At 67.5% G+C, this 22,874-nt stretch carries 23 protein-coding genes; 10 read left to right on the forward strand and 13 right to left on the reverse strand.

Annotation, left to right across the window (positions count from 1 at the left end; genetic code table 11):
• Nucleotides 1-28: 28 nt before the first annotated feature.
• The 3 genes from ACM26W_RS09465 (at nucleotide 29) to ACM26W_RS09475 (ending at nucleotide 3,883) form a co-directional block, all read left to right on the forward strand.
• On the forward strand, nucleotides 29-1,363 hold the full coding sequence (locus tag ACM26W_RS09465) for a 2-oxo acid dehydrogenase subunit E2 (protein WP_416140574.1): 1,335 nt from the start codon (nucleotides 29-31) through the stop codon (nucleotides 1,361-1,363).
• Nucleotides 1,364-1,558: 195 nt separating this feature from the next.
• The gene (locus tag ACM26W_RS09470) at nucleotides 1,559-3,391 is read left to right on the forward strand and encodes a protein kinase domain-containing protein (RefSeq protein ID WP_416140575.1); all 1,833 of its coding nucleotides are present in this window, start codon (nucleotides 1,559-1,561) and stop codon (nucleotides 3,389-3,391) included.
• A 33-nt stretch (nucleotides 3,392-3,424) separates the two neighbouring features.
• Entirely contained in the window at nucleotides 3,425-3,883 is a 459-nt protein-coding gene (locus ACM26W_RS09475; RefSeq protein ID WP_416140576.1) for a hypothetical protein, read from the forward strand.
• Here ACM26W_RS09475 and ACM26W_RS09480 read toward each other — a convergent pair.
• The 4 genes from ACM26W_RS09480 to ACM26W_RS09495 all read right to left on the reverse strand — a co-directional run bounded on the left by ACM26W_RS09480 (nucleotide 3,782) and on the right by ACM26W_RS09495 (nucleotide 7,249).
• Nucleotides 3,782-4,315 carry a winged helix DNA-binding protein gene (locus ACM26W_RS09480; RefSeq protein WP_416140577.1) on the reverse strand — a complete coding sequence of 178 codons (534 nt, stop codon included), beginning with the start codon at nucleotides 4,313-4,315 and terminating at the stop codon, nucleotides 3,782-3,784. The genes ACM26W_RS09475 and ACM26W_RS09480 overlap by 102 nt on opposite strands.
• Nucleotides 4,315-5,613, reverse strand: coding sequence for a TRAP transporter large permease (locus ACM26W_RS09485; RefSeq protein ID WP_416140578.1), 1,299 nt, complete (start codon nucleotides 5,611-5,613; stop codon nucleotides 4,315-4,317). The genes ACM26W_RS09480 and ACM26W_RS09485 overlap by 1 nt, the downstream gene beginning before the upstream one ends.
• Nucleotides 5,614-5,629: 16 nt before the next feature.
• Nucleotides 5,630-6,181 (reverse strand): TRAP transporter small permease, encoded by a 552-nt coding sequence (locus ACM26W_RS09490; RefSeq protein WP_416140579.1) that lies wholly within the window; start codon nucleotides 6,179-6,181, stop codon nucleotides 5,630-5,632.
• A 63-nt stretch (nucleotides 6,182-6,244) separates the two neighbouring features.
• Nucleotides 6,245-7,249, reverse strand: a complete 1,005-nt coding sequence (locus ACM26W_RS09495; RefSeq protein ID WP_416140580.1) for a TRAP transporter substrate-binding protein — start codon at nucleotides 7,247-7,249, stop codon at nucleotides 6,245-6,247.
• A 198-nt stretch (nucleotides 7,250-7,447) separates the two neighbouring features.
• Here ACM26W_RS09495 and ACM26W_RS09500 point away from each other — a divergent pair, with 198 nt between their 5' ends.
• From ACM26W_RS09500 to ACM26W_RS09510, 3 genes are read left to right on the forward strand one after another with little or no spacing between them, the layout of a single operon-like run.
• A complete protein-coding gene (locus tag ACM26W_RS09500; RefSeq protein ID WP_416140581.1) occupies nucleotides 7,448-8,203 on the forward strand; it encodes a 5-oxoprolinase subunit PxpA in 756 nt (251 codons plus the stop codon).
• Entirely contained in the window at nucleotides 8,200-8,925 is a 726-nt protein-coding gene (gene pxpB, locus ACM26W_RS09505) for a 5-oxoprolinase subunit PxpB (RefSeq protein WP_416140582.1), read from the forward strand. Before ACM26W_RS09500 ends, pxpB begins: the two co-directional genes overlap by 4 nt.
• Nucleotides 8,926-8,933: 8 nt before the next feature.
• Nucleotides 8,934-9,890, forward strand: a complete 957-nt coding sequence (locus ACM26W_RS09510; RefSeq protein ID WP_416140583.1) for a biotin-dependent carboxyltransferase family protein — start codon at nucleotides 8,934-8,936, stop codon at nucleotides 9,888-9,890.
• Between the two features lie 106 nt (nucleotides 9,891-9,996).
• Here ACM26W_RS09510 and ACM26W_RS09515 read toward each other — a convergent pair whose 3' ends face one another.
• Entirely contained in the window at nucleotides 9,997-10,209 is a 213-nt protein-coding gene (locus tag ACM26W_RS09515; RefSeq protein WP_416140584.1) for a hypothetical protein, read from the reverse strand.
• Nucleotides 10,210-10,669: 460 nt separating this feature from the next.
• Between ACM26W_RS09515 and sugE the strand changes: the two genes are divergently transcribed.
• A complete protein-coding gene (sugE, locus tag ACM26W_RS09520; protein WP_416140585.1) occupies nucleotides 10,670-10,984 on the forward strand; it encodes a quaternary ammonium compound efflux SMR transporter SugE in 315 nt (104 codons plus the stop codon).
• Nucleotides 10,985-10,989: 5 nt separating this feature from the next.
• Here sugE and csiR read toward each other — a convergent pair whose 3' ends face one another.
• The 6 genes from csiR to ACM26W_RS09550 all read right to left on the reverse strand — a co-directional run bounded on the left by csiR (nucleotide 10,990) and on the right by ACM26W_RS09550 (nucleotide 17,207).
• Entirely contained in the window at nucleotides 10,990-11,673 is a 684-nt protein-coding gene (csiR, locus tag ACM26W_RS09525; RefSeq protein ID WP_416140586.1) for a DNA-binding transcriptional regulator CsiR, read from the reverse strand.
• A gap of 135 nt (nucleotides 11,674-11,808) precedes the next feature.
• Entirely contained in the window at nucleotides 11,809-12,414 is a 606-nt protein-coding gene (locus tag ACM26W_RS09530) for an ABC-type transport auxiliary lipoprotein family protein (protein WP_416140587.1), read from the reverse strand.
• Nucleotides 12,411-13,349 (reverse strand): MlaD family protein, encoded by a 939-nt coding sequence (locus ACM26W_RS09535; protein ID WP_416140588.1) that lies wholly within the window; start codon nucleotides 13,347-13,349, stop codon nucleotides 12,411-12,413. The genes ACM26W_RS09530 and ACM26W_RS09535 overlap by 4 nt, the downstream gene beginning before the upstream one ends.
• On the reverse strand, nucleotides 13,349-14,191 hold the full coding sequence (locus ACM26W_RS09540) for an ABC transporter ATP-binding protein (protein WP_416140589.1): 843 nt from the start codon (nucleotides 14,189-14,191) through the stop codon (nucleotides 13,349-13,351). Before ACM26W_RS09540 ends, ACM26W_RS09535 begins: the two co-directional genes overlap by 1 nt.
• Complete coding sequence (locus ACM26W_RS09545) at nucleotides 14,191-15,378, reverse strand: MlaE family lipid ABC transporter permease subunit (protein ID WP_416140590.1); 1,188 nt, start codon at nucleotides 15,376-15,378, stop codon at nucleotides 14,191-14,193. Before ACM26W_RS09545 ends, ACM26W_RS09540 begins: the two co-directional genes overlap by 1 nt.
• 116 nt (nucleotides 15,379-15,494) lie before the next feature.
• On the reverse strand, nucleotides 15,495-17,207 hold the full coding sequence (locus tag ACM26W_RS09550; protein WP_416140591.1) for a SulP family inorganic anion transporter: 1,713 nt from the start codon (nucleotides 17,205-17,207) through the stop codon (nucleotides 15,495-15,497).
• A 132-nt stretch (nucleotides 17,208-17,339) separates the two neighbouring features.
• On the opposite strand from ACM26W_RS09550, the gene ACM26W_RS09555 reads away from it, so the two are divergent.
• Nucleotides 17,340-18,614 (forward strand): O-acetylhomoserine aminocarboxypropyltransferase/cysteine synthase family protein, encoded by a 1,275-nt coding sequence (locus ACM26W_RS09555; protein ID WP_416140592.1) that lies wholly within the window; start codon nucleotides 17,340-17,342, stop codon nucleotides 18,612-18,614.
• A 96-nt stretch (nucleotides 18,615-18,710) separates the two neighbouring features.
• Here the strand turns inward: ACM26W_RS09555 and rarD are convergent, their stop codons facing one another.
• Complete coding sequence (gene rarD / locus ACM26W_RS09560; RefSeq protein WP_416140593.1) at nucleotides 18,711-19,619, reverse strand: EamA family transporter RarD; 909 nt, start codon at nucleotides 19,617-19,619, stop codon at nucleotides 18,711-18,713.
• Nucleotides 19,620-19,757: 138 nt separating this feature from the next.
• Here rarD and ACM26W_RS09565 point away from each other — a divergent pair, with 138 nt between their 5' ends.
• Both ACM26W_RS09565 and ACM26W_RS09570 read left to right on the forward strand, forming a co-directional pair.
• On the forward strand, nucleotides 19,758-20,573 hold the full coding sequence (locus ACM26W_RS09565; protein WP_416140594.1) for an amidohydrolase: 816 nt from the start codon (nucleotides 19,758-19,760) through the stop codon (nucleotides 20,571-20,573).
• Complete coding sequence (locus tag ACM26W_RS09570) at nucleotides 20,573-21,271, forward strand: pseudouridine synthase (protein WP_416140595.1); 699 nt, start codon at nucleotides 20,573-20,575, stop codon at nucleotides 21,269-21,271. Before ACM26W_RS09565 ends, ACM26W_RS09570 begins: the two co-directional genes overlap by 1 nt.
• 87 nt (nucleotides 21,272-21,358) lie before the next feature.
• Here ACM26W_RS09570 and ACM26W_RS09575 read toward each other — a convergent pair whose 3' ends face one another.
• A complete protein-coding gene (locus ACM26W_RS09575) occupies nucleotides 21,359-22,339 on the reverse strand; it encodes a 2-hydroxyacid dehydrogenase (RefSeq protein ID WP_416140596.1) in 981 nt (326 codons plus the stop codon).
• Between the last annotated feature and the right edge of the window lie 535 nt (nucleotides 22,340-22,874).

Genomic DNA, 22,874 nt, shown 5'->3' on the forward strand with positions numbered 1-22,874 from the left:
GGACGCGAGCCAGGACAGGAGCAAGACAATGAGTGATTTCATGCTGCCCGATATCGGCGAAGGTATCGTGGAGTGCGAGGTGGTCGAATGGCACGTGGCCGAGGGCGACCCGATCAAAGAGGACCAGCCAGTGGTCGAGGTGATGACCGACAAGGCGCTGGTGGAGATCACCGCCCCGGAGGCGGGGCGGGTGACGCGGCTCTATGTGCAGAAGGGCGAGATCGCCAGGGTGCATGCGCCACTGTTCGGCTACGCCGCCGAGAACGAGGCGGCGGACGTGCCGGCCACGACGACTGACGAACCGTCACCACATGATGAACCGACACCGCCCGACGAAAGGGAAGCGCCCCAGTCCTCGGCCGGCAGGAGTGCCGCCCCCCAGGCACCGGTCTACAGGGACACGGCGCCCGAGGGCACGGAAAGCGCGACGGAGGAGCCGCGGCGTGGCCCCTATGGCCGTATCCCGGCCGCCCCGGCGGTGCGCCGCCTGCTGCGCGAGCACGGCCTTTCCCTGGATGAGGTGCCTGGCTCCGGCCGCCAGGGGCGGGTGCTCAAGGATGATGTGCTGGGCTATCTGGCGTCGGATGACCCTCGGCATGCAAGGGATGACGATGGCGCTGCCGGTGATGTGGCAGCCCACGTTGACCCCGCAGACGAAGAGGTGCGGATCGAGCCCCTGCGCGGTGTGCGTGCCGTCATGGCGAAGCGCATGGTGGAGGCCGCCAGCACCATCCCGCACTTCCAGTACGGTGAGGAGATCGACGTCACCGAGCTGCTGGCGCTGCGCGAGCGGTTGAAGCCGCTGGCGGCGGCCGAGGAGACCCGGCTCACGCTGATGCCCTTCTTCATGAAGGCCATGGCGCTGGCGGTGCGCGAGGCGCCGGTGGTCAACGCCCGGCTCAATGAAGAAGCCAGCGAGATCCACTACCTGCCCTCGGTCAACGTGGGCATGGCGGTGGACAGCCGCGCCGGCCTGCTGGTGCCCAACGTCAAGGGCGTGGAGCGCCTCTCCCTGCTGGGCATCGCCGCCGAGGTGGGGCGCCTGACCGAGGCGGCGAGGGCCGGCAGGGTGAATCAGGAGGACCTCAAGGGCGGCACCATCAGCATCTCCAATATCGGGGCGCTGGGTGGCACCTATGCGGCGCCGATCATCAACGCCCCGGAGGTGGCCATCGTCGCCATCGGCAAGACCCAGTGGCTGCCGCGCTTCGACGCCGAGGACCGGGTGGTGAAGCGGGCGATCATGACCGTCACCTGGGCCGGCGACCATCGCATCATCGACGGCGGCACCATCGCGCGTTTCTGCAACGCCTGGAAGGGCTATCTGGAGGACCCCGAGACCATGCTGCTCCACCTGAGCTGATGTCATGACCCAGGCGCTTCTTCCTGCGCCGCTGCGCGGCGATTCGCCCCGCAGAGCGTGGCTCCCACCAGAAGGAACGGCCAGGGTGGTAGATGGATGGCCACTTAGGCTTGAGGAAACTGGTGGGAGCTGGGCTCCGCCCGGCGAATGGCGCCGTCAGGCGTCCGGCGCTGGCACGATTGCGAGAGCTGAGCGATGACCCAGGCGCCCCTGCAGCAGTTCTATATCCCGGAAGAGCAGTCGATTTACCTGCTCAGCCACGACGACGCCCGCAAGCTCAAGGAGTGGGTGGCGCTTTGCCAGGCCCAGCTCGAGCAGCTGGGTTACCGGGAGATCGCGCTGATCGGCAAGGGCGCCTACGGCTTCGTGTTCGCCGGCATCACCGCTCTGGGAGACCAGTACGTCTTCAAGTTCACCCGGGTCAACCTGCCCCAGCATCTCCAGGACCGCCTCGAGGAGGAGGCTTTCATGCTGGAGCAGGTGGATCACCCGAGGGTGCCGAAGCTGATCGCCTATCAGCGGGTGCGCCATCAGTCGATCCTGGTGATGCAGCGGGCCCCCGGCCTCAACCTCGAGGAGGTGTCGCTGCGCCAGGGTCGGCTCTCGCCGCGCCTGGTGGTGCGCATCGCTGGCCAGCTGGCGGATATCCTCAGCGCGCTGCGCAGGGAGTCCGGGCCGGCAGGACGGCCCATCGTCCACGGTGACATCAAGCCCTCCAACCTGGTGTTCGATGGCGAGACCGACAACATCGCCCTGATCGACTGGGGCTCCTCGGTGTTCGCCCAGCTCGACGCCAACCAGCAGTTCGTGGCGGCCAACGTCATGGAGCTGATGTCCGACAACCTGCAGCAGACCAACGCCCGCCTGGGCGACGTCTATTTCATCGGCGAGGAGCAGCTCAACGGGGCACTCTCCTCGCCGCGCTTCGACGAGCAGGGGGCTGCGGGCACCCTCTACGCGCTGGCCTCGGCACAGTCCTGCCGCTTCGGCCACCGCGCGATTCCCGCCACCTCCCTGGGCCTGCCGGTGGAGTTTGCGCGCATGCTCGACGGCATGCTCGACCCCGACCCGCGCCTGCGCATCAAGGCCGGCGACCACTTCATCCGAGAGATGCCCCGCCTCGCCCGGCTGGTGATGATCGACCTGCCCGAGCCGTCGCCCCAGGCGCTGGTGCCGGTCTGGGTGCGCCCGGCCGAGCGTGAGATCGACACCGTGGTCTACGGCTCGCGCAAGGCCTTCCTGCGCGAGGAGGGCGCGCCGGAAACGCTCAATGACGTCAATGACGTGCAGCTGGATCGCTACTACAAGAACTTCATGCAGGGAATGGGCGAGACCGAGAAGGCCTTCCTGGCCGCGGTGAGCCGGCTGGGGCGCTATCCGGTGGTTGGCGGGCTGGCGGTGCGCTGGGAGGCCGATGGCGTCTATATCGACACCTCCCTCAACCTGCACGACGCCGAACGGCGCCCGGCCTTCATCGCCGCGGTCAACAACATGGTCCACCTGGCCCGGGCCATCTACCGCCAAGGGATCTTCAAGAGCTGCCTGTTCAACGCCCGGGACACCCTGCATCTGGATCGCGAGGGGCCGGAGCAGCCCTTCCGGATCGACCCCGGCCTGCGCCTGGCCTACGAGGTCAGCGCGATGCCGGAGCTGGAGGACCGTTCCCGGCTGCACAGCTACTTCGAGGATGGCCCCGACCCGGAGGAGTTCCTGGTGCTACCCGAGGCCATCATCACCTCCCTGGAGGCGCTCAACGATATCCACCACACCGGTATGATCATCTTCGAGGCGCTGCCCCAGCACCTCAAGATCCACAGCTACTACCGTTTGCTCGACCCCTCCCGGGAAGCGGACTTCCGCCGCCGGCTGGAGGAGATCCTCGACGCCGTCGACCTGATCGAGGGGCTCGGCGTCTCCGGCTTCATGAAGATGCCCTACAAGGACACCCGCTTCTTCCCCCACGTGGAGCGTCAGCCGGAACGGTTCTATCCCCGCAATCCTCGGGAGCTGGGCAAGCTACCCGAGTGATCACGCATGCGGCAAGGGGGTTCCCGTCTTACCATGATTGACTTGCTGCTGCTCAAGCTCCTGGCGACGTCCACCATCGTGGTGGGTGTGGCCCTGGCGGTGGGCAAGCTGGGGCCGCGCCTCGGCGGGATTCTGGCCGGCATGCCGGTCATTCTCGGCCCGGGCTACTTCTTCATGCTGCAGGAGCAGCCGGCCCCCTTCGTCCAGGATGGGGTGCTGGCCACCCTGCATGACGGTGGGTCGGCTGCCCTGGGGGGCGGTCTTCCTGCTGTCGCTGGCTGCCTCGGTAGGCGTCAGCATGTTGCTCTTCATGGTCAGCCGCTGGCGCGCCCGCCGGCTCTATCCCTCACCGGCGCATCGCGCCCCACGGCACTGAACCAGGGGGCGCCGCTACAGCGACGCGGCGGAGCGCGCGGCCTGGTCGTAGAGCCCCGACATGGCCCGCAGCATGCCGGCCAGGCGGCTCATTTCCTCACCCTCGATACCCAGTGACGACAGTGACTCCACCAGGCAGTCCTCGCGGATCTCGGCGTAGCGCTGGCAGGCGGTGCGCCCCTTGTCGGTGGTGCGGAAGAAGGTCTCCTTACCGTGTTTTTCGCTGGTCACGAGTTCGAGCTTGGCGAGCTTCTTCAGCGCATAGGTCACCGTGTGGGAGTCCTCGACGTTGAGGACCAGGCAGATATCGGAGAGCCGCTTGGCGCGTTTGCGGTGGTTGACGCTGTGTACCACCAGGACGTCGAGGGGACCCAGCTCCGGGTAGCCGGTGGCCGTCATGCAGCGCACCATCCAGCGGTTGAAGGCGTTCGAGGCGATGATCAGCCCGAACTCGAATTCGGACTGTTCCATGGCGCGGTGGGAGAGGTGCTCGGAAGAGACGATGGGGCCGCGTGTGCGGCCCCTGTCCCGAACGGGAATGTCTGTCATCAGCGTCGACTCATGGCTTCGGGGAGGTAGGTCACGATCTCGGGGAAGATCGAGATCAGTACCACGCCGACCATCATCAGGAAGAAGAACGGCATGGCCGCCCAGGCGATGCTCAGCAGGTCCTTCCCCGTCATGCCCTGCAGCACGAAGAGGTTGAAGCCGACCGGCGGGGTGATCTGCGACATCTCGACCACGATGACCAGATAGATGCCGAACCATATCAGGTCGATGCCGGCGGCTTCCACCATCGGCAGCATGATGGAGGTGGTCAGTACCACCACCGAGATGCCATCGAGAAAGCACCCCAGGATGATGAAGAACACCGTCAGCGCGGCGAGCAGCATCCACGGCGAGAGATCCATGGTGCCGATCCAGGCGGCCAGCTCCCGGGGCAGGCCGGTGAAGCCCATGGCGGCGGTCAGGAAGGCGGCGCCGGCCAGGATGAAGGCGATCATGGTCGAGGTGCGCACGGCGCCCAGCACGGCATCCAGGAACACCTGGCTATCCATGTTGCCCTGCACCTTGGCCAGTATTAGCGACAGCACCACGCCGACGGCGGCGGCTTCGGTGGGCGAGGCCAGGCCGGTATAGATGGAGCCGATAACGCCGACGATCAGCCCCAGCATCGGCAGCAGTCGGCGAGCGCGCCGCAGCTTCTCGGCCAAGGGCAGGCTGGCGTCGGCATCGGGCACCCGATCCGGATAGCGCCAGGCCCAGACCATCAGGTAGAGCGAGAACAGCGAGATCAGCATCAGGCCGGGGAAGATACCTGCCATGAACAGTCGTGAGATCGACTGGTCGGTGGCGACCGCAAAGACGATCAGGATAATCGACGGGGGAATCAGCAGCCCCAGGGTGGCCGAGCCCGCCAGGGTGCCGATCACCAGGCGCTCGTCATAGCCGCGGCCGGTGAGCTCGGGGATGGTCATCTTGCCCATGGTGGCGCAGGTGGCCGCCGAGGAACCGGAGACCGCCGCGAACAGGCCGCAACCCACCACGTTGGTGTGCAGCAGTCGGCCCGGGATGCGCTGCATCCAGGGCGCCAGGCCGGTGAACATGTCGTCGGCCAGCCTGGAGCGAAACAGGATCTCACCCATCCAGATGAACATCGGCAGGGCGGTCAGCTCCCAGCTGTAGCTGGACCCCCAGATGTTGGAGGCCATCACGGTGCCGGTGGGGATCGAGGTGAACTGGGAGAGGCCCAGCCAGCCCATGGCGAGCAGCGAAAGGGCGACCCATACGCCGCTGCCAAGCAGCAACAGCAGGGTCACGAAGAGGATGGTCATCATCAGGAGCATGGTGGTTCTCCGGGGCTCACTCGTGGCCGCTGTCGTCGATGGTGAAGGAGGAGGGGCGGGTCACGGCGATGCGAACGGTGTGCAGCCAGGCCTCGATGAGCGCCAGGCAGAACAGCAGCACGCCAGTCAGCATGCCCGTCTGGGGAATCCACAGCGGTATCCGCAGCAGGCCATAGGAGGTCTCGCTGAAGGTGATGCTGTCGTCCAGCAACCAGTAGAGGTTCCAGGCCAGGTAGAGGGACAGGGCGAGGGCGATGCTCAGACAGAACACCTCGAAGAAGGCGCGTGGGGCCGGGGGGAGGCGGCCGGTCAGCAGGGTCACGCGGATATGGCCGCCATGCACGAAGGTGTAGGCGAGGCCCAGGAAGCTGGCCCCGACGAGCAGGAAGCCCGAGACCTCGGCGAGGCCCGGAATGGCCAGGCCGATACGATCGCCGCCGATGGCAACGGCGGCACGATCGATGATGCGGCCGACGATCTGGGCGGTGATCAGCGCGCAGATGAAACACAGGCAGGCAGCGGCGAGATAGCCGCCGAGATGGTAGAGGGGGCGGAGTCGATAGCGCATTTGAGGGGTCCCGTAGTGGTCGAGAAGCGCCCCGGCGACAAGGTCGGGGCGCTCGGGGCGGGATTACTCCCGGGCGGCCTCATAGGCCTCGAGGATCGCGGCGCCCTGGTCGCCTGCGCGCTCTACCCACTCCTGGGTCATAGTGGCGCCGACCTCACGCAGCATCTCGTCGAGCGCCGGTGTGGGGGTGCTGACGTGAATGCCATTCTCCTCGAGCACGGCGATGGCATCGTCAGTTTCCTGGCGGCTAATCTCCCAGCCGCGATCCTCGGCGGCCGCGGCCGCCTCGAGCACGGCCTGCTGGGTCGCCTCGTCGAGCTGGGAGAAGGCGCGCTCGCTGACGATCACCATGTTCTTGGGCAGCCAGAGCTGCGCATGATTGAAGTGGGTCAGGTAGTCCCAGGCCTTGGTGTCGGCCCCGGTCGCCGGTGAGGTCACCATGGCCGCAACACGCCCGGTGCTGAAGGCGGTGGGAATGTCGGAGACCTCCACCTGGGTCGGCACGGCGCCGGTCAGCTGGGCGAGTCGCTCGCTGGCGGTGTTGTAGGCGCGCATGCTGAGGTTGCGCAGATCGTCCGGCTCTTCCACCAGGTCATTGGTGTAGATCCCCTGGGGTGGCCAGGGCACGGCGAAGAGGATGCGCAGCTGCTGCTTGGCCAGCTCCTCGCTGATGATCTCGCGGGAGGCTTCCCACAGCGCCCAGGCCTCTTCATAGCTTGCGGCCAGGTAGGGGACCGAGTCGACTTCGTAGATGGCATTCTCGTTGGCCAGGCGCGACATGATCAGCTCGCCGATGGGCACGATGCCGCGGCGCACCGAGTTCTTGATCTCCGCATGGCCGATCAAGGAGTTGTTGGAGTGGACGGTGATGTCCAGCTCGCCATCGGTGCGTTCCCGGACGTCGTCGGCGAACTCACGGATGTTGACGGTGTGGAAGGTGCGGTCGCCGTAGGGGGTCGGCATGTCCCAGCTGGTGGCCGCCTGGGCGTTGACGCTCAGGGTGGCGAGGCCGGCGCCGACGACGGCAGCCGCGGTCAGGTGGACGAGACGGGGATGGCGGGATGTCATGAGAATTCCTCTGCTGTCGAAGATTGTTGTGTGTGAAGCGCGGCAGTGGTGCCTATCGTCAGAATAGCGGCCTCGGGAGGAGAAGGTTAGGAAACGCGATAGCGCTTAGTCAACGTTATATCGACCAATGGACGATGTTTTAACGACATAACGTTGGTAAATTGTTTTCATAAAAGCAACGCATCGAGGTTCAAGACAATGAAGGCACTGCTGCTCAACGCCGACATGGGCGAAAGCTTCGGCCCCTGGGTGATGGGGCTCGACCATGAGGTGATGCCCCACGTGGATCTGGCCAACGTCGCCTGCGGCTTTCACGCCTCGGACCCCGACGTGATCCGCATGACGGTGCGCCTGGCGAAGAAGCACGGGGTGCGCGTCGGCGCCCATCCCGCCTATCCGGACATGGTCGGCTTCGGGCGTCGCTCGCTGGCCTGCTCGGCTGAGGAGATCGAGAACCTGGTGCTCTATCAGCTGGGGGCACTGGCGGGCATGTGCCGGGCGGAGGGCCTCGAGGTCAGCTATGTGAAGCCCCACGGGGCGCTCTACAACGACATGGCGCGGGACCCCGAGATCATGGCCGCCGTGATGCGGGCCATCCTGGCCTATGACCCCGGCCTGCCGCTGATGACCATGGCCACCCGCGACACCTCGGCGGCTCGCGCGCTGGCCGCGGCCGAAGGCGTGGCACTGTGGTTCGAGGCCTTCGCCGACCGTGCCTACGATGGGGAAGGGCGCCTGGTGTCCCGGCGCGAACCGGGGGCGGTGCATCACGATCAGCAGGTGATCGTCGATCAGGCGCGCCGCATCGCCACCGGCCAGCCGCTCACCGCCAACGATGGCAGCGAGTTCGTGCTGGCCGCCGATACCCTCTGCGTGCACGGCGACAACCCCGAGTCCATCGCAGCGGTGAAAGCGATCCGCCAGGCCCTGAACGCGCTCGAGGCGGGCTCATGAGCGGGGAGGGCGCGCGCCTGCCTCGACTGGAGTCGGCCGGCCTGGACGGCTGGATGGTGCGGCTCTTCGATCGCATCGAGGAGACCAACCTGGCCTGGATCACCCCGCTTGCCCGGCGCTGCGAGGGGGCCTTCGGCGACGCCTTGGTGGACCTGGTCCCCTCCTACACCACCCTGCTGGTGGTCTTCGACCCGCTGGTGCTCACCCCCCAGCAGGCGCGGCGCCGGCTGCTTGAACTGCTGGGCGACCTCGCCCCGGATGAGCAGGCCGACAGCGGCGAGGTCCGCGAGCTGCCCACCTGGTACGACGCGAGCGTGGGGCCCGACCTGGCCCGGGTCGCCGAGCACACCGGCCTGTCGGTGGAGGCGGTGATCGCCTGCCATGCCGGCACCGACTATCGCGTCTTCGCCCTGGGTTTCGCGCCCGGGTTCGCCTTCATGGGGCTGCTCGATGCGGGCCTGGAGGTGCCGCGGCTCGCCACACCTCGCCAGCGGGTGCCGGTCAACAGCGTGGCCATTGCCGGGCGCCAGACGGCGGCCTATCCAGCGGTCACCCCGGGGGGCTGGAACCTGCTGGGGCGCACCTCGGCGCGCCTGTTCGATCGCGACCGCGAGGGCTTCAGCCTGCTCAAGGTGGGCGACCGGGTGCGTTTCGTATCCGTGGACCGCAAGACCTTCGAGGCGCAGGGGGGCGATACCACCCCCATGGAGGCGGGGCGATGAACGGGGCGATGAAAGAATCGACAAAGAAGTATACCGTTATCAGCTTTCGCGTCGAGCAGGCGGGACCCCTGGCGCTCCTGCAGGATGCCGGACGCTTCGGCGTGCGCCGCCTGGGGGTCTCCCAGGGCGGGCCGGCCGATCTCCACGGCTGGGCCTGGGCCAACCGCCTGGCGGGCAACGCCTGGGGCACCCCCGCTCTGGAGGTCACCTTCGGTGGGCTGACGCTGGTCGCCGAGCGTGACCTGACGCTCGCAGTGGCCGGCGCCGACCTGGGTGCCACCCTCGATGGCAAGCCAGTGCCGCTATGGGAGCGGTTCCGCTGCCGCGAAGGGCAGCGCCTGGTCTTCTCGTCACCCCGCAACGGGCTGCGCGCCTACCTGGCGGTGGCGGGGGGCTTTGCCGCCGAACCGGTGCTGGGCAGCGTGGCCTGCGTGGTGCGAGAGGGACTGGGCGGTTTCGATGGGCGCGGCAGCAAGCTGGCCGAGGGTGACCGCCTGGGAATGGGAGACCCGTCGAGCGCTGGCGCATCGTCCAGCGCGGCGCCCGACGAGGCGCGCCTCGACTATCGAGCCCCCGCCAGGCTGGCGCTGCTTCCCGGCGCCCAGATCGGCGACTTCACCGGTCAGAGCCTGTTTCAGGCCTTCAACGCGACCTGGCGGGTGGACGATCGCGCCGACCGCATGGGGGTCCGGCTGACCGGGCCACGGCTGCAGTGCCATATCGGCTCGCTGGTCTCGGAGGGGATCGGCCTGGGCGCGGTGCAGGTGCCGCCGGACGGCCAGCCCATCGCGCTGCTCAATGACCGTCAGACCATCGGCGGCTATCCGCGCCTGGGCGCGCTCGCGCCGCTGGCCGCCTCGCGGCTGGCCCAGTGCCTGCCCGGCCAGGAGGTGACGCTGGTGGCCTGCTCCAGTGAGCAGGCGCTGGAAGCGCTGCGCCGATTCCGCGCGCAGCTCCTTGCATAGCTGACAGAGCTGTCGTTGCTTGAGGATGAAGATAGCTGGCATAGCGGCGCTGCTGCACGACCTTCGCCGGCTAAGCGGGCGAGAACGGGTGGGGTCGACTATCGGGTCAGGCGCCCAGGCCGCTCTCGCGCAGCACCTGGTCGATGCTGCGCTCAGTCCGCGGAGCGCCACCGCCATCGGGCAGCAACTGGTGCTCCAGGGCTTGAATGCCGCCCTCCACGCAGCGGGTGATCAGCTCGGTCTTGCCCAGGCCGGTGGCCTCGGCGATCAAATCGAGGCGGGCTTCCAGGTCGCGGGAAAATCTCAGCAGGTGAGGCATCTCATCGTCTCCAGCGTGCCCATCCTCGGGCGGGGGTGTTACGTTAGGATAAAACGGATGTTTTAGCCTGTCACGCTTCCTTACAATCACCATGCCACGTCAGGATGACGGCACTGTGACAGCGGGTTGCGCCTCGCAGGCAGCAACAGCCTCGGAGCAATGTGGGAGATCGGCTCTGCCGGGCGAATGGCGCCGCAGGCGCCTCGGCGGTGTCGCTTGCGTTGGCTAACACCTTTGGGAGCCCTTCGGTCTCCATTCGCCGAGCGGAGCTCAGCTCCCACCAGTTGCATCAGCCTCGGTGGCAAAGCCCCGCTCTCACCATTGGCCCCAAGCCTTGGCAACGTAGCCTTGAAGTCCTCGTAGTGGATGCTAGCATGCCCGGCTCGAGTTTCGCGGCCGGGACGACCCGGTGCGCACCTTGCGTTGCGGGGACGGCCCCGACCTGCGTGGAATCATCGATATGGCGTGGATTCTTGTGGCCGTGGCCGGCCTTCTCGAGGTGGCCTGGGCGCTGGGCCTCAAGGCCTCGGCGGGCTTTACCCGGCCGTTGCCGAGCGTGTTGACCGTGATCGCCATGGTGGCCAGCTTCTACCTGCTGGCCCAGGCGATGAAGGTGCTGCCGGTGGGCACGGCCTATGCGGTGTGGGTCGGTATCGGCGCGGTGGGTACCTTGCTGATGGGCATCCTGATCTATGGCGACAGCGCTTCGCCGCTGCGCCTGCTCAGCCTGGTGCTGATCCTGGCCGGCCTCGTCGGCCTCAAACTGGCCGGCTGAACGGCTTACCCCAGGCGTTCCATGACTTCGGTGATGATCGGCACCGGGGTCATCAGGTGTTCGCGCATCATCTCGCTGGCGTGCTCCATGTCCCGTGCAAGGATGACCTCCACCAGGGCGGCGTGCTCCTGGCGCTTGCGCGCCAGCGCCTGCTCCGAGAACACCGTTTCGCGCAGCCACAGGTGGCGGTAGCGCTCCACCTGGTCGAACAGGCCCTTACGAACCTGCAGCAGGTGGGGAGAACGACAGCCGCTGGCGATGGCGGTATGAAACGCCTTGTGGCGGGTATCCCAGACGTCGAGCAGCTCATCCGGGGTGTTCACCTCCATCACCTTGGAGAGGGTGTGCGCGGTGGCCAGGATCTCGGCCTCCCAGGCGTCGTCGCCGCGCTCGATGGCGAGCCTCAGCACCAGCCCCTCGAGCTGGGCGCGGGCGTCGTAGAGGTCGGCCAGCTCGGCCAGCGACATGGGCGCCACCCGGTAGCCACGCTGGCTGATCGCCACCACCAGGCGTTCGGCCACCAGTTGGGAGAGCGCCTCGCGCAGCGGGCCGACGCCCAGGTCGTAGCGCTCCTTGAGCCGGCTCATCAGCAGCTTCTCGCCGGGCTGGAAGGCCCCGCGGATGATGTCCTGCTTGAGCCAGCGATAGGCGCTGATGCCGAGATTCTGTCGGGGGAGAGTCGTATCCATGCCGCCTGCCTTCCTTGTCACTTATCGACACCGTGGTTTGCCGACATCATTGTTTGCCGACATCATAGCCGAACATCGCCGAACAGAATATTCGACGCCATCACGCCGGAATGATGGCCATTTGGCCATCGGGTGTCAGCGCCTCTCGAGGACGCCTTCACTCCACTCGGCGACCTCTCGGGTCAGGATGTCGGCGGCGCGGCCGAAGGCCTCTACCACCTGGGTCACCTCGGTCCCCGCGCTGGGTTCGCGCACCTCGAAGCGACGCTCGGCCAGCAGCCGGCGCTGGGTCTCGTCGACCAGGCTGGCATCCAGGCGAATCACCGCCACCGGCGAGCCCTGCTCCGCGCCCTGCGCATAGACGCTGTGAAAGGCGCGCAGGTCACTGACCAGGGCGACGTCGGCCCCCAGCGGGCTGTTGTCGTCCTGGGCGCTCAGGCGACCGCGGTCGCGCAGCCCATCCACCAGGCGGTCGCGCAGCAGCAGCGGCGTGCGGTCGCTCCAGCGGGCGCCGGCATAGGCCTGCAGGCGGTTGGGCTCCGGCATCACGAGGATGCGCGCCCCGGAGAGCAGTGCCGACGCCTGGGGCGTCTCGACCCGCAGGCGCGCCTCGAGAGGAGGCCCTTCGAGGCGGGCCAGCGTTGCGGCCGGCAGGAGATGAAGGCTGGCGGGTTCGCTCTCCGGCAGCAGGGTGCAGGCGGAGAGCGTGCTTGCCAGGAGTAGCAGGGCCAGGCGTCTCACGGTGAAAACTCCTCGATCGGTTCGCGGCCCAGCAGGAAATCGGCCGGGTTCTCTTCCAGGCGACGGGTGATCCGCCCCAGGCTGTCCAGGGTGTTGCGCAGCTCGCGGATGGTCGGGCCCAGGTCACCCAGGCCCTGCATGCCGCGGCCCAGGGCCTCCTCGTTGTTGCCGAGCAGCGTGTCCAGGCGGCGGCTCATGCCCTGCAGGCTGCCCATGGCCTGGCCGGCGCTCTCCAGGACCTGTCGCCCCTCGACCTCGACCAGGGTCTCGGCGCTCTGGCTGAGGGTGGCCAGCGCCCGCAGCAGGTCGCTGGCCTCACCCCCCAGGCGGTCGGCGATGTCGACCACAGCCCCCAGTTCGCCGCTGCGCGCCGCCAGGTCGTCGCTCAGTTGTTCCAGGTTGGCGAGGATCTGGTCGACCCGGGCGGTATTCTCCTCGGCAAGCAGGCGATTGGCGTTGATCAGCAGCTGGTTGAGGCCGGTGACCAGGGTCTCGCCGTCGGCCAGCAGCGAACTCAGGGGGGAGGGCTCGGCCAGGATCAGCGGGGGGTCATCAAAGCTGCCACGCAGGCGCGGGAGCTCGGGGCTGCCCCCCTGCAACTGGATGTTCATGCTGCCGGTGATGTTGGCCAGCGCCAGGCCGGCGCGGGTGTCCTCGCGGATCGGGATGTCGGCGTCGATGCGGATCAGCGCACGCACCAGGCGCGGGTCGTCAGGGTCGAGGCGCAGGTCGGCCACGTCTCCCACGCGGATGCCGCTGAACAGCACGGCGTTGCCGGTATCCAGCCCGCCCACCGGGCGGTCGAAGCCGACCTCGTAGTAGGTCACCTCCTGGTCCGTGGCGGCCTTGGCGAGCCACAGGGCGAAGCTCAGCGCGGCGACGACGGCGATGACGGTGAACAGGCCGATCACCAGGTGGTGGGCGCGGGTTTCCATCAGGTGTTCTCCCTGGGGGGTGTCGGCGTGGAGGATGTCGGCGTGGGGCGCGCGGCCGCCTGGGCAGCACCGGCGGCCGCGCGGCCTCGCGGGCCGTGAAAGTAGTCGCGAATCCAGGCGTCGTCGCTGGCCTCGACCACCGCCAGGCGGTCGGCCACCAGCACGCGGCGCTGGGAGAGCACGGCGACCCGGTCGCAGGCGGTGTAGAGGGTATCCAGGTCGTGGGTGACCAGGAAGACGCTGAGCCCCAGGGCATCGCGCAGGGTCATGATCAAGCGGTCGAAGTCCGCGGCGCCGATGGGGTCGAGGCCGGCCGTGGGCTCATCCAGAAACAGTACCTCCGGGTCCAGCGCCAGGGCCCGGGCCAGGGCGGCCCGCTTTATCATGCCCCCGGAGAGCTCCGCGGGCATCATGAGCGCTGCATTGGGCGGCAGCCCGGTCAGCGCCAGCTTCATGCGTGCCAGGTCCTCGGCGTCGTGGCGGGCGAGTCCCGCGTGCTCGATCAGCGGCAGGGCGACGTTCTCCTGCAGGTCCAGCGAGGAGAACAGCGCGCCGCGCTGGAAGAGCACGCCGAAGCGCCGCTCCAGCTCGGAGCGCCGCCGGGCCGGCAGGGCGGTGAGGTCCTCGCCGAACATCTCGACGCTGCCGGCGTCGGGGCGTTTCAGCCCCACGATGCTGCGCAGCAGCACCGACTTGCCGGTGCCGGAGCCCCCCACCACGCCGAGGATCTCGCCGCGGCGGATGTCCAGGTCCAGATCCTCATGCACCACGTGGTTGCCGAAGCGGTTCGCGAGCCCGCGCACCCGGATGACGGCCTCTGTCTCGCCCCCTGCGTCAGCCATCACCACCCCATCTCCATGAAGAACAGCGCGGCCACGGCGTCGAGCAGGATCACCATGAAGATCGACTGCACCACACTGGAGGTGGTGTGCTCGCCCACCGACTGGGCGCTGCCGCTGACCTTGAAGCCCTCCAGGCAGCCGATCACCGCAATCAGGAAGGCAAATACCGGCGCCTTGCCCAGGCCCACCAGGAGGTGGTTGAGGGGGATGTCGCGCTGCAGGATGCTGAGGAACTGGGTGGCCGAGATATCGAGCATGAAGATGCACACCATGGCGCCGCCGAGGATGCCGCACAGCATGCCGATGAAGGTCAGGATCGGCAGGATCACCATCATTGCCAGCAGCCGCGGGAGGACCAGGAGTTCCATGGGGTCGAGGCCAATGGCGCGGATGGCGTCGATCTCCTCGTTGGCCTTCATGGCGCCGATCTGGGCGGTGAAGGCGCTGGCGGTGCGGCCGGCCAGCAGAATGGCGGCCAGCAGCACCCCGAACTCGCGCAGGAAGGCGAAGGCCACCAGGTTGACGGTGAAGATGGTGGCGCCGAAGTCGCGCAGCACCGTGGCGCCCAGGAAGGCCACCACGGCCCCCACCAGGAATGTGAGCAGGGCGACGATGGGCACCGCGTTGAGGCCGGTCTGGTGAACATGGGCCACCAGCGCGGTGACCCGCCAGCGCCAGGGGCGCAGCAGGCAGACAAGCAGGGTGGTGAGAGTCAGGCCGATGAAACTCAGCAGCAGGCGCTGCTGTTGCCACAGGGCGCCGACGCGCTGACCGACGTCGACCAGCCAGTCGGTCAGCGGTGCGCGGGGGGGCAGTTCCGGTTCCAGTGGCTCGCGCAGCACCCGGGCAACGGTCTCGAGGAGCGCCTGGCGCGCCGGGGGTAGGTCGTCGGCCCACTGGCCCACGCTCGCCATGCGCTCGGCGCCGATCAGCGCCACCAGCAGGCGGGCGCCGGCGGTGTCCAGGCCGGTCAGGCCAGAGAGATCCACCGCCTGGTCCATCGAGCGCTCGCCAGCAGCGTGGCGATGGGTGGCGACCTGTTCCTTGAGCACGCCATGGTGGGCGAGCACCCAGTCACCACTGACATGCAGGCGACCGTCTTGAGCAGCGATGCGACCGACCCGATCTTCGAGCGAGCTGTTGCCGGTCGAGGTGCTGTCGCTGGGGACGTGATCGGTCGAGGCCATGGGGTCGGGCGTCTCCTTCTCGAACGGGTGATGGTGTCGTGACGATGGTAGTCACGGCATGAGACATCATAACGTTTACGTACATGCTTGTATGCCCCAGGCAGGCTCGTCAGGACCTACTCCGGCGGGTTGCCCAGGGCCTGCCAGGCCGCATAGGTGCTGAGGAAGACGCGCCCGGTCAGGTCGTCGAGGAAGTCGCTGCGCTTGAGGCGGTCCATCACCGGGCCCTTGATCTCGGCCAGGTGCAGGGTAACGTCGGACTCCTTGAGGCGGGCGTTGATGGCGTCGAGGCTCTCCAGCGCCGAGGCGTCGATCAGGTTCACCGCGGAGCAGATCAGCACTACGTGCTCGAGGCCCGGATGGCGCACCACCAGGGCGTGGACGGTATCCTCCAGGTAGCGGGCGTTGGCGAAGTAGAGGCTCTCGTCGATGCGCAGGAAGGCCACGTGCCCCAGGGTTTCCACTTCATGCCGCGTCACGCTGCGGAAGTGTTCGGTGCCCGCAATGCGCCCGACGATGGCGCTGTGGGGGCGACTGGTCCGGTAGAGGAACAGGCCGATGGAGAGCAGCACTCCGCTGATGATGCCGGCCTCGACCCCCTCCACCAAGGTCAACAGGATGGTCGCTGCCATGGCCGAGAAGTCGGCGCGAGAGTAGCGCCAGGTCTGGCGGATCATCGGGATGTCCACCAGGGTCAGCACCGCCACGGTGATGGTGGCGGCCAGGGTGGCGATCGGCAGGTGGTGTAGCAGCGGCGTCAAGGCGAGCGTGACCAGGCCGATACCCAGCGCCGCGAACAGCCCCGCCATGGGGGTCTGGGCGCCGGCCTCGTCGCTGATCACGGTGCGCGACAGCCCGCCGGTGACCGGCATGCCCGCCGTGAAGGCGGCGGCCAGGTTGGCGCCGCCCAGGCCGATCAGCTCCTGGTTGGGCGAGATGCGCTGGCGCCGCCGGGCCGCCAGCATCTGGGCCATGGAGATCGACTCCACGAAGCCCACCACGCTGATCAAGAGTGCCGGGACCAGCAGGGCGCGCCACAGCGAGACATCGAAGCCGGGTAGGGTGAGGGGCGGCAGCCCGCCGGGGATGGACCCGACCACTGCCACGCCGGAGTCGGCCAGGGCGAAGTGCCAGCTGAGCCCCGTGGTGACCACCACCGCCAGCACCGGGCCCGAGCGCGCCAGCAGGGCGGCGGTAGGCTCGGCCAGCCCCAGGCGGCGCAGCAGCGCCTTGGCGTGGCGTCGGCACAGCAGCAGGAACAGCAGGGTGCCGGCGCCCAGGGCCAAGGTCGGCCAGTGGACGGTGTCGAGGTTGGTGGCCAGGCTGCCCAGCAGGGCAGTGGCGGTATAGCCGTTGGCCTCGATGCCCAGCAGGTGTGCGGCCTGGCTGGCGGCGATCAGGATCCCCGAGGCAGAGAGGAAGCCGGCGATCACCGGGTGGCTCAGGAAGTTGGTGAAGAAGCCCAGGCGCAGCAAGCCCATGGCCAACAGCATCAGCCCGGAGAGCAGCGACAGCACCAGGGCGGCCTGCAGGTACTCCGGCGTGCCCGGTGTCGCCACCCCGGAGAGGGCGGCACCCGTCATCAGCGCGATGATGGCGACCGGCCCGACCGCCAGGGTGCGGCTGGTGCCGAGCAGGGCATAGAGCACGGCCGGCAGGATGCTGGCGTAGAGGCCCACCACGGCGGGCAGGCCCGCGAGCAGGGCATAGGCCAGTGACTGGGGAATCACCATCACGGTGACGATCAGGCCGGCCAACAGGTCGGCGCCGCCCAGTCGGCGGTTGTAGTGGGGCAGCCAGGCGAGGATCGGCAGGTAGCGTTCCAGCATCCGTTCACGCACCGTCAAGGAATTATAGCGATAGAGACTAAACGATATTAGTGGCCTGAGTCAGAGTTGGTTAGCATCTGGTGAAATGCTCGCGAATCCACAAACCCCGACACAATCACCCAAGGACACGCCATGCAACGCGAAACCATTGCCCTTCACCACGGCTATGCCCCCGACAACCAGCACGCGGTGGCGGTGCCGATCCACCAGACCACCTCGTTCTCCTTCGACAGCGCCCAGCACGCCGCCGACCTCTTCGACCTCAAGGTCGAGGGCAACATCTACTCGCGGATCATGAACCCCACCTGCGCCGTGCTGGAGCAGCGCGTGGCAGCCCTCGAAGGTGGCATCGCCGGCCTGGCAATGGCCTCGGGCATGGCGGCCATCACCGCCGCCATCCAGACCATCGCCGAGGCGGGCGACAACATCGTCTCCATCAGCGAGCTCTATGGGGGCACCTACAACCTCTTCGCCCACACCCTGCCCCGCCAGGGCATCGAGGTGCGCTTCGCCGACAAGGATGACCTGGCCGGCCTCGAGGCGCTGATCGATGCCCACACCAAGGCGGTCTTCTGCGAGAGTGTCGGCAACCCCTCCGGCGGCGTGGTGGACATGAAGGCCCTGGCCGAGGTGGCCCATCGCCATGGCGTGCCGGTGATCGTCGACAACACCGTGCCCACCCCCTTTCTTTGGCGCCCCATCGAGCACGGTGCGGACATCGTGATCCACTCGGCCACCAAGTACATCGGCGGTCATGGCACCACCGTGGGTGGCGTCATCGTTGATTCCGGCCGGTTCCCCTGGGCCAAGCACGCCGAGCGCTTCCCGCTCCTCAACGAGCCGGACGTCTCCTACCACGGGGTCTGCTATACCCGGGACCTGGGCGAGGCAGCCTTTATTGGCCGCGCCCGGGTGGTGCCGCTGCGCAACATGGGGGCGGCGCTCTCCGCCCAGGCGGCCTGGAACCTGCTGCAGGGCCTCGAGACCCTGGCGCTGCGCATCGAGCGCATCTGCGACAACGCCCAACGGGTGGCCGAGTACCTGGAGAGTCACGACGCCGTGACCTGGGTGAAGTACGCCGGCCTGGAAAGCCACAAGGACCACGGCCTGGCGCAGGCGTACATGAACGGCCGCGCCTCGGGCATTCTCAGCTTCGGCATCCAGGGAGGCCTTGAGGCCGGTGCGCGCTTCTACGACGCCCTGGGCATGATCCTGCGTCTGGTCAACATCGGCGATGCCAAGACCTGCTCATCGATTCCCGCCGCCACGACCCACCGTCAGCTCAACGACGAGGAGTTGGCCAAGGCAGGGGTGACCCCTGACATGGTGCGCCTCTCCATCGGCATCGAGCATATCGACGATATCCTCGCCGACCTCGACCAGGCGCTGGCGGCCAGCCAGGTCTGAGGCTTCCTTGGGTAGCCAACTCTGATGCTGCTGGTGGGAGCTGAGCCAATCTCCCACCAGTCACTTGACGCCTTGGCAACACCGCTATTCCCTTTCCTAGGCAGCCGGCCTTGCCCGGCTCTGCCAGGAGGACCAGGAGTAGAGCGCAAGCCCGGTCCAGATCAGTGCGAAGGTGGTCAGCTCCACCGAGGTGAGGGGCTCGCCGAACACCGCGAGGGCGATACCGAACTGGATGGTGGGGTTGATGTACATCAGAAACCCCAGGGTCGCCAGACGCAGCCGCCGCGCCGCGCCGGCGAAGGCCAGCAGGGGCAGGGCGGTGATCACCCCGCTGGCCACCAGCAGCAGGGTGGTGTGGGGTTCACCCAGGAAGTGGGACATATCAGCCTGGACCAGCCAGGCCAGCGTCAGCAGCGCCAGCGGCAGCAGCAGCAGCGTCTCCACGAACAGCCCCGAGAGGCCATCCAGCGGCACCTGCTTGCGCAGCAGCCCATAGGTACCGAAGGAGAAGGCCAGCGCCAGGCTGATCCAGGGGAGCTCGCCGAGCAGCAGCAGCTGGATGAGGATGGCCAGCGCGGCCAACCCCACGGCGGCCCTCTGCAGCCGGTGCATGGTCTCGCGCAGCACCAGCATGCCCAGCGCCACGTTGACCAGCGGCGTCATGAAGTAGCCCAGGCTCGCCTGCAGCACCTGGCGGGTCTCCACCGCATAGATATAGAGCCCCCAGTTGAGGGCAATCAGCAGGGCACAGCCCAGCACGCTACCCAGCCGGCGGGGCTCGGCCAGGGCCCTGCGGATCGGCGCCCAGCGCCTCAGCAGGGTGACCAGCCCCACCAGAAACAGGCAGGACCACAGGATGCGGTGGATCAGGATCTCGAAGGCCGGCACCCCCTGAAACAGGGCGAAGAAAAGCGGGAAGCAGCCCCACATGATGTAGGCGGACAGGCCGAAGGCGACCCCCTTGGCGGGTTCCCGATCGGGGGCGGCGGTGGGCGATGTGCTCATGGGGCCTCTGGACGGCATCGAAAGACGAGGAGGAGTACGTTAGCAGCCTATCGGGCATGCCGCCACGGGAGGCGGCTGACGTGGCCCCGGCCCTGGGGTACGCTAGGCCCCAATCACCCATCGGATCAGGAGCGCCCCATGAGCGAACTGAGAGTGACCCTGGTGCAGTGCGACCTGCGCTGGGAAGACCCCGAGGCCAACTGTCGGATGCTGGAGGAGACGCTGGGTGACCTCGGCCAGGCCGACACCGACCTGATCGTGTTGCCCGAGATGTTCGCCACCGGCTTCACCATGAACTCCCGGGAGATGGCCGAGCCCATGGCAGAGAGCCGGACCGTGGCCTGGTTAAAGGATCAGGCCTGGCAGCGCGGCTGTGTGGTGACCGGCAGCGTGGCGGTGGTCGACAACGGCAACTACTTCAACCGCCTGGCCTGGGCGCGCCCGGATGGGTCGCTGGCCACCTACGACAAGCGCCACCTGTTCCGCATGGCCGGCGAGCACGAGCGCTATGCCATGGGCCACGAGCGGGTGATCGTCGAACTCAAGGGCTTTCGTCTGCTGCTCAGCGTCTGCTATGACCTGCGGTTTCCGGTCTGGCTGCGACAGCAGCCGGCGCCGGACGAGCATTTCGAATACGACGCCCTGCTGTGCATCGCCAACTGGCCGGCGCCGCGGCGCCACCCCTGGCGCACCCTGCTGCAGGCGCGCGCCATCGAGAACCTCTGCCCGGTGATCGGCGTGAACCGCGTCGGCGAGGACGCCAAGGGTCTGCCCTACGCCGGCGACTCCATGCTGATCGATGCCAAGGGCGAGGCGCTGATCGATGAACCTGAGGGCGCGGCCTTCATCAAGACCGGCACCCTGTCGCTTGATGAGCTCAGGGCCTTTCGCGAGAAGTTTCCCGCCTGGCGCGACGCCGATCATTTCACCCTCTCCGATGGAGTCGGCTTCTGATGCGCCTGGACCGTTTCCTCTCCGAGACCACCGAGCTGACCCGCAGCCTGGCCAAGAAGGCCCTGCATCGCGGTGAAGTCAGCGTCGACGGCGAAACCGTCAAGAACCCCGCCACCCAGGTCGATGAGACCAGCCGCGTGACCTGGAACGATGAGCCGTTGGCGCTGGTGGGGCTGCGCTACCTGATGCTGCACAAGCCCGCCGGAGTGGAGTGCACCGCCCGGCGCACCCTCTACCCCCGGGCCATCGACCTGATTGAGGTGCCCAAGGTGGAGCGCCTGCAGCCGGTGGGGCGACTGGACGTGGACACCACCGGCCTGGTGCTGCTCACCGACGACGGCCAGTGGTCCCACCGGGTCACCTCCCCGAAGCATCGCTTCGGCAAGATCTACCGGGTGACCCTGGCCGAGCCGCTGGAGGGCGAGGCCCTGGACCGGGCCGTCGCCACCTTCGCCGAGGGCGTGCTGCTCGACAGCGAAGAGAAGCCCACCCGCCCGGCGGAACTGGCCATGCGCGAGCCAACGGTGGCCAAACTGACCCTCTATGAAGGCAAGTACCACCAGGTGAAGCGGATGTTCGCCGCCATCGGCCACCACGTGGTGGCCCTGCATCGGGAATCCATCGGCCCGCTGGCCCTGGGCGACCTGCCCGCCGGCGAATGGCGCGAGCTGACGGCCGCCGAAATCGCCGCGTTCTAGGAACACATCGGGATCTGACCCCCGACAGTGCCAAGGGGCTCTACGAACGACGACTTGAGCAGCCACCCGCTGGCGCGCCTGACTGAATCAAGCAGGCCTCCAGGCGGCCTCGTTGACCAGGCTGATCGGGCGCTCGCCGTTCAGTGCCAGGATGAGGTTGTCCACGGCGCGCTGGGCCATGGCGGTGCGCGTCTCGTGGGTGGCCGAGCCGATGTGCGGCAGGGCCACCACGTTGGTCATGTGGGGCAGCGGCGACTCCGGCGACAGCGGCTCCTGCTCGAAGACATCCAGCCCGGCGGCACGAATCCGCCCCATCTCCAGCGCTTCGATAAGCGCCGCCTCGTGGACCACCTTGCCGCGGGCAATATTGACGAAGATGGCCGAGGGCTTCATCAGGGCGAACTCACGCTCGCCGATCAGATGCTCGGTGTCGGCCGTGAGCGGCACGCTGACGCAGACGAAGTCCGACTCGGCGAGCAGCTCGTCCAGCTCGCTGCGCACGGCACCCAGCTCCACCTCCAGCGCCGGTTTGGGCGATGCGTTGGAGTAGAGAACGCGCATCCCGAAGCCCAGCGCGCCGCGGCGGGCGATGGCCGCACCGATGCGGCCGAAGCCGATCATGCCGAGGGTCTTGCCGTGCACGTCGCTGCCGAAGTGCTCGGGCCCCACACCGGCCTGCCAATCTCCGTGCTTGACCCACTCGGCCAGCTCAACGGCGCGCCGGGCCGCGGCGATCATCAACAGGAAGCCGGTATCCGCCGTGGTTTCGGTGAGCACATCCGGGGTGTTGCAGAGCAGGATGCCGCGTCGGGTCAGCTCGTCGACCGGGTAGTTGTCGTAGCCCACCGAGATGGTGGCGATGCTCTCGAGATCGGGGGCCTCATCAAGCAGTTCGGGGGTAATGCTCAGGCTGGTGTTGATCAGGCCATGAGCTTCGGATAGGGCGGCGCGGAAGCCGGGATCGTCGGCGGACGCCAGGTCGCGGAACGTCTGGACCTCGAACTGCTCGGCGAGTTGGGCCAGTTGGGCCTCGTTCAGGCGGCCATAGGCCAGGACACGCTTCTTCATGGGTCGGGCTCCTCGGTTCTAGCGGTGCGATGGAGTCATTGGCCTACGGAACAGATGGAACCGCTCCCATCGTAGTCAACGCCGTGAACTTCGCCAATCTTCACGATCAATTCGTGGATCTCAGCAGGCGTGGCGTTTCGAAGTGCTGATGCTCCCATCCACTCCTCCCGGAATCCCTGTTCGGTTCTGGTAAACACTCCTTGGGGTGAGGCACGCTAAGCCGCTTGGGATGTCAGTCAGGGCCTACACGGGATACCGGTGTTCTCCTCTATGTGCGGATCAGTCAAACGCTTAAGCTGACTTAGTATTCTTGGGAGGGAACCCATGTCATCTATCAGCCTTGATCTCGATCCGGTGGGCACCTTTATCTTGAGCTGCCGGTGTGGGAGTGTGGAGATCGGCCGAGGAGAGACCCGCTGGCGGGCCTTCGAGATCGAGCCTCAACCCAACGGCTTTGCTCAGATAACGTGCAAGCAGTGCCAGGCCCAGGCCAGGCTGGCTGAACCCCATCCGTCGGCATCCGGCGCGTCATAGT

It is taken from the genome of Halomonas sp. HK25 (assembly GCF_047795635.1).
Lineage (GTDB): Bacteria > Pseudomonadota > Gammaproteobacteria > Pseudomonadales > Halomonadaceae > Halomonas.

Excerpts from the sequence above, each read along its gene's own strand:
- ACM26W_RS09550 (WP_416140591.1), bottom strand. The coding sequence starts at position 17,207 with ATGCTGGAACGCTACCTGCCGATCCTCGCCTGGCTGCCCCACTACAAC.
- ACM26W_RS09470 (WP_416140575.1), top strand. The coding sequence starts at position 1,559 with ATGACCCAGGCGCCCCTGCAGCAGTTCTATATCCCGGAAGAGCAGTCG.
- ACM26W_RS09575 (WP_416140596.1), bottom strand. The coding sequence starts at position 22,339 with ATGAAGAAGCGTGTCCTGGCCTATGGCCGCCTGAACGAGGCCCAACTG.
- ACM26W_RS09475 (WP_416140576.1), top strand. The coding sequence starts at position 3,425 with ATGATTGACTTGCTGCTGCTCAAGCTCCTGGCGACGTCCACCATCGTG.
- sugE (WP_416140585.1), top strand. The coding sequence starts at position 10,670 with ATGGCGTGGATTCTTGTGGCCGTGGCCGGCCTTCTCGAGGTGGCCTGG.
- ACM26W_RS09555 (WP_416140592.1), top strand. The coding sequence starts at position 17,340 with ATGCAACGCGAAACCATTGCCCTTCACCACGGCTATGCCCCCGACAAC.
- rarD (WP_416140593.1), bottom strand. The coding sequence starts at position 19,619 with ATGAGCACATCGCCCACCGCCGCCCCCGATCGGGAACCCGCCAAGGGG.
- ACM26W_RS09535 (WP_416140588.1), bottom strand. The coding sequence starts at position 13,349 with ATGGAAACCCGCGCCCACCACCTGGTGATCGGCCTGTTCACCGTCATC.
- ACM26W_RS09500 (WP_416140581.1), top strand. The coding sequence starts at position 7,448 with ATGAAGGCACTGCTGCTCAACGCCGACATGGGCGAAAGCTTCGGCCCC.
- ACM26W_RS09565 (WP_416140594.1), top strand. The coding sequence starts at position 19,758 with ATGAGCGAACTGAGAGTGACCCTGGTGCAGTGCGACCTGCGCTGGGAA.
- pxpB (WP_416140582.1), top strand. The coding sequence starts at position 8,200 with ATGAGCGGGGAGGGCGCGCGCCTGCCTCGACTGGAGTCGGCCGGCCTG.
- ACM26W_RS09510 (WP_416140583.1), top strand. The coding sequence starts at position 8,934 with ATGAAAGAATCGACAAAGAAGTATACCGTTATCAGCTTTCGCGTCGAG.
- ACM26W_RS09480 (WP_416140577.1), bottom strand. The coding sequence starts at position 4,315 with ATGACAGACATTCCCGTTCGGGACAGGGGCCGCACACGCGGCCCCATC.
- csiR (WP_416140586.1), bottom strand. The coding sequence starts at position 11,673 with ATGGATACGACTCTCCCCCGACAGAATCTCGGCATCAGCGCCTATCGC.
- ACM26W_RS09570 (WP_416140595.1), top strand. The coding sequence starts at position 20,573 with ATGCGCCTGGACCGTTTCCTCTCCGAGACCACCGAGCTGACCCGCAGC.
- ACM26W_RS09540 (WP_416140589.1), bottom strand. The coding sequence starts at position 14,191 with ATGGCTGACGCAGGGGGCGAGACAGAGGCCGTCATCCGGGTGCGCGGG.
- ACM26W_RS09515 (WP_416140584.1), bottom strand. The coding sequence starts at position 10,209 with ATGCCTCACCTGCTGAGATTTTCCCGCGACCTGGAAGCCCGCCTCGAT.
- ACM26W_RS09545 (WP_416140590.1), bottom strand. The coding sequence starts at position 15,378 with ATGGCCTCGACCGATCACGTCCCCAGCGACAGCACCTCGACCGGCAAC.
- ACM26W_RS09485 (WP_416140578.1), bottom strand. The coding sequence starts at position 5,613 with ATGCTCCTGATGATGACCATCCTCTTCGTGACCCTGCTGTTGCTGCTT.
- ACM26W_RS09465 (WP_416140574.1), top strand. The coding sequence starts at position 29 with ATGAGTGATTTCATGCTGCCCGATATCGGCGAAGGTATCGTGGAGTGC.
- ACM26W_RS09495 (WP_416140580.1), bottom strand. The coding sequence starts at position 7,249 with ATGACATCCCGCCATCCCCGTCTCGTCCACCTGACCGCGGCTGCCGTC.
- ACM26W_RS09490 (WP_416140579.1), bottom strand. The coding sequence starts at position 6,181 with ATGCGCTATCGACTCCGCCCCCTCTACCATCTCGGCGGCTATCTCGCC.